9 protein-coding genes are annotated in these 11,861 nt (G+C 60.5%); all 9 read left to right on the forward strand.

The window, feature by feature from the left end; genetic code table 11:
* The coding region (locus ACXJKO_RS25605) for a type I secretion system permease/ATPase (RefSeq protein WP_457093883.1) at positions 1-1,272 on the forward strand (1,272 nt) is incomplete at its 5' end.
* Positions 1,269-2,657 carry an HlyD family type I secretion periplasmic adaptor subunit gene (locus ACXJKO_RS25610; RefSeq protein ID WP_457093884.1) on the forward strand — a complete coding sequence of 463 codons (1,389 nt, stop codon included), beginning with the start codon at positions 1,269-1,271 and terminating at the stop codon, positions 2,655-2,657. The genes ACXJKO_RS25605 and ACXJKO_RS25610, both read left to right, overlap by 4 nt.
* Positions 2,658-3,019: 362 nt before the next feature.
* Entirely contained in the window at positions 3,020-3,760 is a 741-nt protein-coding gene (locus ACXJKO_RS25615) for a calcium-binding protein (RefSeq protein ID WP_457093885.1), read from the forward strand.
* Between the two features lie 59 nt (positions 3,761-3,819).
* Positions 3,820-6,051: a glycosyltransferase family 2 protein gene (locus ACXJKO_RS25620; protein ID WP_457093886.1), complete on the forward strand. Its 2,232-nt coding sequence runs from the start codon at positions 3,820-3,822 to the stop codon at positions 6,049-6,051.
* Complete coding sequence (locus tag ACXJKO_RS25625) at positions 6,048-6,884, forward strand: class I SAM-dependent methyltransferase (protein ID WP_457093887.1); 837 nt, start codon at positions 6,048-6,050, stop codon at positions 6,882-6,884. The genes ACXJKO_RS25620 and ACXJKO_RS25625 overlap by 4 nt, the downstream gene beginning before the upstream one ends.
* On the forward strand, positions 6,881-8,167 hold the full coding sequence (locus tag ACXJKO_RS25630) for a glycosyltransferase family 4 protein (protein WP_457093888.1): 1,287 nt from the start codon (positions 6,881-6,883) through the stop codon (positions 8,165-8,167). Before ACXJKO_RS25625 ends, ACXJKO_RS25630 begins: the two co-directional genes overlap by 4 nt.
* On the forward strand, positions 8,164-8,931 hold the full coding sequence (locus tag ACXJKO_RS25635) for a hypothetical protein (RefSeq protein ID WP_457093889.1): 768 nt from the start codon (positions 8,164-8,166) through the stop codon (positions 8,929-8,931). Before ACXJKO_RS25630 ends, ACXJKO_RS25635 begins: the two co-directional genes overlap by 4 nt.
* Positions 8,932-8,989: 58 nt before the next feature.
* Positions 8,990-11,164, forward strand: coding sequence for a glycosyltransferase family 2 protein (locus ACXJKO_RS25640; protein ID WP_457093890.1), 2,175 nt, complete (start codon positions 8,990-8,992; stop codon positions 11,162-11,164).
* Positions 11,165-11,166: 2 nt separating this feature from the next.
* Positions 11,167-11,861 (forward strand): glycosyltransferase (locus ACXJKO_RS25645; RefSeq protein ID WP_457093891.1); only part of this gene is annotated, 695 nt, incomplete at its 3' end.

Genomic DNA, 11,861 nt, shown 5'->3' on the forward strand with positions numbered 1-11,861 from the left:
GTGCTGTTTGCCCTGCACTGGATGTACGGGCTCGTTGCGGTTCTCTCGGCCACCATCATCGTGTGTCTGAGCCTGTTGTCCGATTTCCTGACCCGTCGCGCGACGAAGCGCGCCAATGAATCGACGATACAGAATCTCGGGCAGATCAGCGGCAGCCTGCGGCATGCCGAAGCCATCGAGGCCATGGGCATGCTGCCCGCGCTGGCACGGCGCTGGCGCAGAGCGCAGTTTCAGACCCAGGACCTGATGGATGTGGCAAACCTGCGCGGCCGCGCCCTCGCGTCGACATCGCGCACCTGCCGCTACATCATGCAGGTCGCGGTTCTCTCCGTCGGCGCAGTGCTCGTCATCAAGCAGGAAGTCAGCCCGGGCTCCATGGCGGCGGCCAGCATCATCATGGGCCGCATGCTTTTGCCTTTCGATTCCATGATCGACGGCTGGCGGCAATGGGTTCTCGCGCTCGCGGCCTGGAAGAAGATATGTGACCTTCTCGAAAACCAGGCCCCTCAGCGCGAGACCCAGCCGACGCCCCGCACGCAGGGAGACCTCGTCGTCGATCGCTTGGTCTATGCCCTGCCGGGATCAGACGTTCCCATTCTCAAAGGCCTGTCCTTCTCTCTCGCGCCGGGTGAGGTGCTCGGCATCGCCGGCCCGTCCGCGGCAGGCAAGTCGACCCTGGCCCGCCTTCTGATCGGCGTATCGAAGCCGACGACCGGCGGCGTGTTTCTTGACGGGAACAATGTCTATCTCTGGGAGCGTGGCTCCTTCGGCGACATGGTCGGCTATCTCCCGCAGAACGTCTCCCTCCTCGATGGTACGATCCGAGAGAATATCGCCCGCATGCGCGATGCGGACCCGCGCCTCGTTCTGGAAGCAGCCCGCCTTGCCGACATCCACGACATGATCGGCCGGATGCCTCTTGGTTACGATACCAGGATCGGCGACGGCACCTACACGCTCTCCGGCGGCCAGCGCCAACGTATCGGCCTGGCACGCGCCATCTATGGCAATCCGCGCCTCATCGTTCTCGATGAACCGAACGCCAATCTCGATACGGATGGCGAACGGGCGCTCATCCGCGCCATCGACCGCATGAAGGCGGACGGCGCCATCGTCATCCTCATCGCGCATCGCCCGTCGATCATGCAAACCGCCGATAAGCTCATGGTTCTCCAGGAGGGCAAGATCGTCCAATTCGGTACACGCCAAGCCATCGCCGGCACCATCGTTCCGGGTGAAAAGCCTCTCGCCGTCGGAAAGGGCAGCGCATGAAGAATCTCGTTCGACTCCCATCGCGCACGACCGATGTGACGACGATCCAGCAGCCGGACGTCCAGCATTCGTGGATGCATCAGGTCGAGAACGACGGGCACCGCGACCCCTCCTATCGCGGCCCGGTTATCGCAGGCTTGGCGACGATCATCCTTGGCCTCGGCAGCATGACGGCATGGGCTTACTCGGCTCATCTGGACAGCGCCGCGATTGCAACGGCCACCGTCGTTGTCGACTCGAAACGCAAGACCATCAGCCATCTGGAAGGCGGCATCCTCAAGATGCTTCTGGCACGGGAAGGCGAAGTCGTGAAAGCCGGCCAGCCCCTGCTCCGCCTCGACAACACGCGCGCGAAGGCGGAACTCGATCAGCTGCATGCCAGAAGGATCGGCCTCGAGGCACGCCTTGTGCGCCTGCGCGCAGAACAATCGGGCTTGACGGAATTAGCCTTATCATCGGACCTTCTGGCTTCCAGCAGTCCCGTGACCGCAGAGATCATTCGAGCCGAGCGGACATTCTTTACAGCCCGCCGTGCCATGTTCGATCGGAAGGTCGAGATTCACGAAAAGACGATCGCGCAACAGGTCGCGGAACTCGCGGCCGTGGAAGCGCAGACGAGCGCGAATACCCGCCAGATGGAGTTGAACGATCGCGAACTCAAGGCCATCGCGTCACTGGTCGAGAAAGGCTACGCCCCTCGCCCGCGCCTGACCGAAATGCAAACGCGGGAAAGCCAGCTCCTGGGCGCCGCCGGCGAACTTGCATCGCGCAAGGCAAAGGCGGAGCAGGCAAAGGCTGCGGCGGAGCTGGAGATTCTGTCGCTTGGAACCGATCTTCAGCAACAGGTCGCATCTGAAATCCAGACGGCGCAGCTGGAACTTGCCGATACGGTGGAGCGCATTACCGCCTCGACTGATGTCCTGAAGCGAATCGAGGTTCTCTCGCCGGAGAATGGAGTGGTCATGAACATCCGCTCCCACACTCCTGGAAGCGTCATCACGGCAGGGCAGCCCATTCTGGATATCGTTCCCGAGAACGAACCCTTGCTCGTGGAAGCGAAGGTTCAATTGCGCGATGTCGATTCCGCCCGCATCGGCGCCCCGGTCCAGGTTCGTCTCACGGCCTATAACAACCGGACCACGCCGCCCCTCGCAGGCAAGCTCGTTTATCTGTCCGCCGACCAGCAGATGGATGACCGGACGAACAATCCCTACTACATCGCCCGCGCGGAAATACTGCCCGAGAGCATGGCGGCCAATCCGGCGACTGTGCTTTATCCCGGCATGCCGGCGGAAGTTCTGATCCTCAACAGGTCACGGCGCGCTGTCGATTATCTGCTGGGCCCGCTGACGGAAAGCTTCGAGCGCGCCTTCCGCGAAGAATAATCCTTCGCCTACTCCCAAGCCCTGGCATCGGCCTCACATGCATGCGCTCCGCGTAAGGCAGGTGCATGCATTGCCACATCTAATAAGAATTTCGAACTAATTTAAAATCTATAAACAAATATATCGCACTCAATAACCAAGCAAAACTAACGATTTTTACCTATATATAACTGCGAAATAAAATTTTTAGAGCAAGATTTACAATCTACTACTTAAAATATACGAATCCGATACTGGGAAAATTTTTAGAACCTAGAGAACTCACCCAGTTTCAATGTTGTTGCGCAAGTGGCGCTTCAATTCGGTTGGTGATCGCACCTGGAGGCATGGGCCGTCCGGTGCTGGCAGCGAGGATGACAGCAATGGCAACAATTGGAGGCGGGGCACTGGATGATACCCTGCAAGGGACGCACAACCCGGACGTAATCTTCGGCAATGGCGGCGACGATCTGATCCTCGGCGGCAACGGCAGCGACGCGCTGTTCGGCGAAGATGGCGACGACCTTCTCTTCGGCGGTAATGGCGATGATTGGCTCTCCGGCGGCGCTGGCGACGACATCGTGTTCGGTGGCACTGGAGCTGACGTTCAGCAAGGTGGCGCCGGCGACGACATTCTGTTCGGCGGCAACAGTGCCGACATTCAGATCGGCGGCGACGGTGACGATTACCTTCGCGGCGGCAACGGCGACGATATTCAGATCGGCGGTGCAGGCGACGACATTCTGGAAGGTGGATCCGGAGACGACGTTCTCCGCGGCGGCGCTGGCGACGACATTCTTCGCGGCGGCTCCGGCGGCGACAGGCTCGAGGGCGGCGAAGGGGATGACCTCCTCTCCGGTGGCTCCGGCGGCGACACGTTCGTCTTCACCGGCGGCGGCGGCAATGACGTCGTTCTTGACTTCAAGGCCGGCCAGGACGTCCTGCAGATCTCTCCTGGCATCAACGGCACCGACATTCAAAGTGCAGAAGATCTCGCCGGGCGCATCCAGCAGGTTGGCGGCAACACGATCGTCGATCTTGGAAACGGCGACACCGTAACGCTCGTCAATGTCGATGCCGACGACGTGAACAACAATCTCGGCGACTACTTCACCATTCAATAAGCCAATGAGTGCTGCGGCCATCCGGCTGCGGCACTCACCTTTCTGGAACCGGACCCCAAATGTCAGCTGCCGCTTCCATCTCTCATTCATTTTCAGATTTCGACGAGCCCCAGGCATTTCTGCTCGGCCGTGACGTTCTGCTGTTGACGTGGGACCTGCCCGACGCGGTTCAGATCACGCGTCCGACGCTGTCGGTCAGCGGTCTCGACATGACACCTCTTGCGTCTCTTCGGCTCGCGCGGCGCGATGGCGGAAGCCGCCTCCTCTGGGCCCTTCGTCGGCCCGATGCCAGTCTCGATATCGCTTTGAGCACAGGGCCGGTCGGCCTCGAGGTCAGCCTCTCCCTTGAGACCGACGCACCCATTGAATCCCCCGCCGTTGAATTTCTGCTCGATGGGATCGATGAAGCCGGGCGTCTCACGCTGGCTTCAGCCCTCTTCAATGTATGGGGACCTCTGTTCCATCTTCAGCGCAATTCCAGCTTCGTCCAGACGCTGCGCGCACTCATCCAGGTTCTTGTGCCAGCTCCCAAGCCGGCAGCGCTCGTTGCCCAGGCGGCGGACGACATCCTGCTCGTGAACACCTTGCTCTCGACGAAGTTCGGCAAGATCGGCGCGATCTACGCTATTGGCCCAAGCGGAATCACACGCCTCATCGGCCAGCCCCACATATCGAAGGCAGCTGAGGGTCAGAGCATCCTGCATATCCTGACCGATGCTGACCTCCTTGCGCGCGATGTTGAGCAGCTGGTTCTGGTCGGATCGCACGGGCTTTCCGTTCGCAAGCTTCATCGCAGCAATGCTCCTCTTCCCTCGTTCGAACGCTGGCTTCGGGAGCAGGCGAAGAACGCGCCGGGTCTGCGCGAGAATCTTCTGATCGATCTGTCAGGACGCTCGCCGGCAGGTCTGGCCGGCGCTGTCGAAGTCCAGCTGCGCTCTCCGCTGAAATCAAAGGCCATCGCAAGCAGCGCCTCGACGCCGTCCGCTGAAATTGTCACCGCGCTCTCGACGCCTGTCGGAACCCTTGTCACCGGCTGGTACAGGGACCCGCTCAGCCTTCTCGCAAGTCTCGAAGCATTGGGACCGCAAGACGCGCGGCGGAATCTAACCGATGATCTCCATCGCTTTCCTGTCGAAGTCGCCGGAGCATCAAAAGGCGCGCGCCTTCCCGCAACCGGATTTGCCGTCCTCGCGCCTGCTCTCTCGCATGCCGTCTCGATTGCGCAACCTCGCTTCCAGATCAGGTCTAAATCGGGTTCCACTCACAGCCTTGTCCCGAAGGTTCAGCCAGCGGACCCGGTTGCCGCCCGTGCTGCGGCCCTCCGCTCGGTGCCGCCGCACCATGTGGACGAGCATCTCCTTCAGAATGTCCTTTCGCCTGTCATCGAGAGCCTGCATCTTCAGGCGCGGGCCGTTATCGGGCAGCCGAAGGTCCAGCACATCGGGACGCCGGTCAGCCGTCCGAAAATCTCGGTTATCGTACCGCTCTACAAGGCGCTCGATTTCTTACGCTTCCAGATCGCATCATTCGCGACGGACCCGTGGTTCCGGGCCAATGCCGAACTCGTCTATGTTCTGGATTCGCCGGAGCAGGCTGCGGAAGTCGAGCATCTGCTCAACGGACTCCACCTCATTTATGCCCTTCCCATGACGCTCGCTGTCATGGAACGAAACGGCGGCTACGCGCGCGCCAATAATGTCGGCGTGTCTCTCAGCCGGGGCGATACGCTCGCACTGGTCAACTCGGACATCATCCCGACACGTCCCGGATGGCTTGAGCCGATGGTTACGAGGCTCAATGGCCGTCAACGCGTTGGAGCCATCGGGCCTAAGCTGCTCTTCGAGGACGGCTCGATTCAGCATGCCGGCATGTATTTCGGCCGCGATCATCGCAACCGCTGGCTCAACCAGCATTTTCATAAAGGCATGCCCCGGGATTATGCGCCGGCATGCGAGGAGCGCGTCGTTCCGGCCGTCACAGGTGCTTGCCTCGTTACGACCCGCGCGATTTTCGAGAGCGTCGGAGGCTTCACCGAGGATTACGTGATCGGCGATTACGAAGACAGCGATCTTTGCCTCAAAATAACCGCGACTGGGCGCAAGATAGCCTACACGCCGGATATCGAGCTCTATCATCTGGAGCGCAAATCGATGTCCCTGAATGCCGAGTATATGCGCGGCATTGCATGGCAGTACAACTGCGCACTTCATTCCACCCGCTGGAACGATCTCATGACGGCCATCATGCAGCCGTCCTCACGCCCCCGCAGAGCAAGGAACGTCCTCGCATGAATGCCCATCTTCAGCTCAATGAGCAACTTCATTCCAAAGCCTTGCAGGACGCCGAGGATTCCCGTTTGGAATGGCTGACCCAATCGGTCGAGCGCAATCGCTTCCTGCCTGAGCCCGACCCTGAGAAGATTTTCGTCGGTGACGGAAACTACCGTGCCATCGGCGCCGAATATCTCGGCCATTTCGTTCGCATGGGTGGTCTTAAATCCACCGACCGCGTGCTCGATATCGGCTGCGGCATCGGACGCATGGCTGTTCCCTTGACGCAATATCTCGATCCGGACGTCGCATCCTATGAAGGCATCGACCCGGTCAAGGAAGGCATCGAGTGGTGCGTGCAGAACATCACACCGGTTTACCGCAATTTCCGTTTCTGCCAGGTCGATATTGCTCACGAGCTCTACAACCCTGAAGGCGCGATGGCCGGAGATGAGGTGGTCCTCCCCTTCTGCCACGCAAGCTTCGATTTCGTGAGCCTCGTGTCGGTGGCAACCCACCTGCCTCATCGCGAAATTATCGCTTATGCCCATGAAGTTTCCCGCCTTCTCGCCCGTGGCGGACGGGTTTTCCTGACGGCGTTCATCGTCTCGCCTGACGACGTCGCGCGAGCGGAGGCGCGGCCGAACTTCCTCGCCGGAGAAGAAAAAGGCAGCTGGATTGCCGATCCGGCCGCGCCTTTGGGCGCCATCGGCTTCGATCAGGGCATGGTCGAGTCGGCGCTCGAGGGTGCCGGGCTGAAGGTCGACCTCGTCAGTCTCGGCCACTGGCGCGGAACCTCCAGCAGTCATTACCAGGACATCATTGTCGCCTCCAAGCCAGGAGGCCCTGCATGAGCTTGCGGGTCCTGGTCATCGCGCACAATCATCCGGATTTTCATCCGGGCGGAACGGAGATCTTCGCGCACGATCTCTTCAAGGAATTGCAATCCCGCCGGAATGTGGAAGCGCTGTTTCTTGCCGCGACGAACCGGATCTATCGCGAGCCCCGGCCAGGAACCGCCTTCCAATCCGTCGGCGACGCGCCCGATGAAGTGATCATGTGGAGCGGCAACTTCGACCGGTTCTACCTGAGCCAGACCGATACCTACGGGATCGTGCCTCATCTCGTGAACCTGCTTGAGGATTTCCGGCCGGACGTCGTCCACATCCATCATCTCCTGCTGATCGGCGTCGAGACGCTCGCGCTGATCCGCCGGATCGTGCCGCAAGCCCGCATCGTCATGACCCTTCATGACTATTACGGCATCTGCCACCACGATGGACTGATGATGCGGACGAAAGAGCGCGAGCGCTGCAGCAAGGCCTCGCCCAGCCGGTGCAACGCGTGCTTCCCAGATATTCCCGCCGACCGGTTCCTGCTGCGCGAGCAGTTCATCAAAACCTTGTTCAGTCAGGTTCACCGGTTTATTGCGCCGAGCCACTTTATCAAGGATCGCTATGTGGCCTGGGGCCTGAATGAGAATTCCATTGACGTTGTCGCCAATGGGCGGCCCGCCGTTCAGCCTGCACCTCATCGGGATTCCCCGGACGGAAGAAGGCCTGTCTTCGGCTACTTTGGAAACATCAATCCGTGGAAGGGTGTTCCGACACTTCTGAAAGCCGCCCAGCAGGTTGTATCCGCAGGTCTTGATGGCTTCGAGCTGCGCCTGCACGGCAGCGCCCTGTTTCAGACGGATAAGTTCATGKGCGAGTTGCAAGATCTCACGAGGGAGATCGAGCCTCATGTCGTCTCCTTGGGCTCCTACAAGCGCGATGAGATTCCCCAGCTCATGTCCGCCGTCGATTGGGTCGTCATGCCCTCGATCTGGTGGGAGAATGCGCCTCTCGTCATTCAGGAGGCCTTTCTCCACCGGCGTCCCGTGATCGCCAGCAATATCGGCGGCATGGCCGAGGCGGTTCGCGACGGCGTGAACGGGCTTCATGTCCGCGCGGATGATCCAACCGCATTGGCAGCCACCCTTCGCAAGGCCGCGAATACTCCCGGCCTTTGGGAAACTCTGGTCAGCGGCATCGATAGCCCTCCCCATATCGGCGAAGTCGCTGACCGGCACCTCGGCCTCTACCGCGCTCTCAGCGGCAAGGCCGAGGTCATCGCATTCAAGGCAAGTGCAGCATGAGCCAGGCAAAGAAGTCCACCATCGTCGCGAGTGAGCAGGTTCCCTCTCCCCGCATCCAGGGGCGTCTCGATGCCATCGAAGGGCGCCGCCTCTACGGCTGGGTGTGGGACCCTGCACTTCCCACCGAGCGGCTGCTGATCCGCATTCTGCTCGAAGGCCGCATGGTTGCCTCCGCCACCGCGGATCTTCCGCGCGTCGATCTGCGGCGCAATGGAATCGGCGATGGCGGTTATGCATTCGAGGTCGAGCTTGCCGAGTCGCTGGCGAATGTCTCGGATAGCCTGACAGTTGTCGCCGTCTCATCATCGACGGGCGAGGAGATCATTCTTCAATCTCCTACCCAAGGCGAGCGGGCCGCCGAGGCTGCAATCTCCGTTCCGCTCAACCGCGTCCTGGATCGCATGGACCTGCTAATCGAAGCGCAACGGCGGTCTCAGCTGATGCAGCGGGAAGCCTCGGAAGCTTTGCGCAGCACGGCCAAGCAGGTCGAGGAAATCACGTCCCAGGAAAGCGGGATCAACGCGGCGCTCGACACCGTCACTACGACGCAGGCCGAGTTGTCCAGGCGGGTCTCCGACATCGAGGTCTTTCACCTGCGCTTCGATCAGGTTCTGGCCGATTTCGATAAGCGGATCGAGGAACTCAGCAAGGCAGCCGACCGGCCCTTCCGAAGAGCGGTGGCTTTGCTCATTGCGCTTGGAGGACTTTCAGCAGCCAGCGCCGTGGTGACGCTTCTCATCGTCCTGCGAAGAATCTTCACATAACAACGATCCAGCGTACTGAGCATTGAAAACAAAAACAGGAAATAGCAGGGGCAACCACGTGAAAGAGCAGGCCCAACTTCCGGTCGATGGTGAAACGGCCCTCGCCACTCCGATCAGCGACGATCTCGTGCTGATCTGCGGAGTGGCCGATGCTTTGCCGAAGGCTGTCCCGGTTTTATTGAATGGCGATCCGTCCATGACCATGACCGCTCGTGTGGTTACATGGAACCGACCAAATGCGCCGGCGGATGCCGCCATCGGCTTCATTGCCGTTCTGCCGATCAGACTTGCCGATAAAGTGCGCCTGCGGTCCATCGTCATGCGGCGAGAAGGTCATCCAATGCGCAGGACGCTGATCCGCCCGGCTGTGCCGCTCGCCAACCTGATGCAGATCATCGCGAGCGATGCCGCCACCGATTTCGAGCAGGTGGCGGACGGCATTGTTCAGACCCTGCTTTCCGGCAAGACCGCGCAGAAGCATTCGAAGACCGCACTTACAATCCTGCGCAGTGCCGCTCGGAACGATGGCTGGATCGAGGTCATGGGCTCCCTCGACACCGGCGAGTTGTTTCTGCAGGGCTGGTCGATGGGTTTTCCCGCCGATGAGGTGAATGTCCTCGTGACACATGACGGAGGCTTTGCCGCCGCTCAGTTCAACTCCGCAACGGTCCATCGCGCCGATCTCGGCGGGAATGGGAATGGGTTCATCGGAATTCTCGATGCGGGAAGCGCCGTCGATCCTGCCTCCATTGAAAAGGTGCTCTTCAATTCCGGCGACGGCTGGAGGGCTTTAGATGTTTACCAGCAATGCGTGCACTTGGCCTCGACCGATGTTCCGGCCCACATCCGTGAAGGCCTGACGCGGGTTGTCGGAAAGCCGAAGTCGCTGAAGGCGCTTCGCCGGGCCGGCGAACGGTTCGATGGCCGCGATACGGTATCGTTCCTTCAGGACCCTGTGCGCATCGGCATGGACATGGCGGTCGAACTGCCGGACGGTGGCCTTCTTCTTGCGGGCTGGATGCTGGACCCCGACAATCTGGCTTCATCGGTCAATATTCGGGTTGGAACAGCCTCGGTCCGCGTCGACGAGACCTGGACGCGCCTTTCACGCCCGGATGTCACAACGGCTTTCGACCGCAATCCCCTGTTCGAAGGACGTCTCGATCTCCAGCGAAGCAACCATGGCTTTCTTGCCTTCGTGCCCGACCTTCCGAAGATCGACGATCTTCCGGTCTATTTCGAATTCGTGATCGGAGACGAGGCTGTTGCGTTTTATCCATTGAAGCCGGTCAGAGGATTGTCGCGGCGAACACTTGAGCGTCTCGTCGCGCCCTTGGATCATCGCACGGCCGCTGCTTCCGTCGCGATTGACCGGCATATCGGCCCGATGATGCAATCTCTCGCTCAGGCAACTCCCGAGATCGTCGAAATCCGGGACTTTGGATTTGATGATGAAGGAAAGAGCAAGGTGCTGGTGCTTGCAGCGGGCCTTGATGCGGAAGAGGCCGGCGTCACGCTCTCGCTTCTTGCCCTCGATCCCGAGGCGAGCGAACTGCCGATCATCGTATCCGCCCCGACCGAGAGTTTTGGGGCGATCGCGCCCGAGGTCGAGCGGCTCTCGCGTTTCTATGGAATCAACGTGCGCCTCGTTGCGGCAGATGGGGTCCACGACGCCTGCGATGCCTACGAAGCCGCCGCGCAAGTGACATCTGCGGATACCTTGATTCTTCTCTCCGCAGGCGTTCTGCCGCGTCATCAGGGTTGGGTGTCAGCTCTCGAGCGCGCCTACCGCAAGCGCAACGGCAAGGCCCTCGTCAGCCCGACGATCCTCTATGAAGACAACTCCATCTGCTTTGCCGGGGCATGGCTCGAAGAAGGCGAGCAAGGCCTCGTCGATAAGTATATCGGCTATCCGCGCGATGTGATCCGAGACCACCAGGCGACGGAAGTGATGGCGGGATCGGCGGCATGCTGCATCGTCTCCCGCTCGGCCTTCCAGGCGGCCGGCGGTTTCAGCAAATCCTATCTCAGCGCCAGCGAGAAGGGCCGCGATCTCTGCCTCAAGCTCCGGCTGGCTGGCACGCCATCCGTGTGGTTGCCGGATGTGGAGATGATCTCGGCCGACGAAGGAAGCGGCCCCGCAGGCATGCCGTGGCGCCGTCTGGCCCAGAATATCGACCGCTGGAGCTTCGACCGCCGGTGGTCGCTCCTGATCAACAATATGCAGGGATGATGATGACCAAAGCCCCTAGACGTGTCCTGGTCGTTTCGCATGGCCACCCAAGCTACTCCCTCGGCGGCGCGGAAATCGCTGCCTACAATCTGCATAAGGGAATCAATCGGCTTGAAGGAGCGGAATCCCGCTTCCTGGCCCGCGTCGGCCACCCTGTGGTCAGGCATAGCGGCACGGCTCTCATGAGCCTTCGTCAGAAGGACGGAGAGATTCTCTACCATGCCGATGAATACGATCATTTCCTCATCTCAAATCGAAATACTCAGGAGCTTGAGAGGGATTTTCTGCGCGTTCTGCGGGATCTCAAGCCGGATGTCGTTCACTTCCATCACTTCATCGGGCTTGGCCTCGAATGTCTTCACGCCGTTCGCCGGACATTGCCGGATTGCATCATCGTGATCACATTCCACGAGCTGCTCTCCATCTGTCACCATCATGGCCAGATGGTGAAGACGGGCGGCGGCAAGCTCTGCCACCGTGCGTCGCCATCCGATTGCAATGCCTGTTTCCCGGAGATCGCGCCGGCCCGCTTCCTGCGTCGCGAGCATTTCGTTCGCAGCCTTCTCGAGGTCGCCGACTTCTTCGTCTCTCCCAGTGAGTTTCTGGTCGACCGATATGTGGAATGGGGGCTCGACCGCTCCCGCTTCACGGTCATTGAGAACGGCCTCGACATCGCGCAAGTGACTCCGCCTCGCAC

The sequence above is a fragment of the Microvirga sp. P5_D2 genome, from assembly GCF_054049475.1.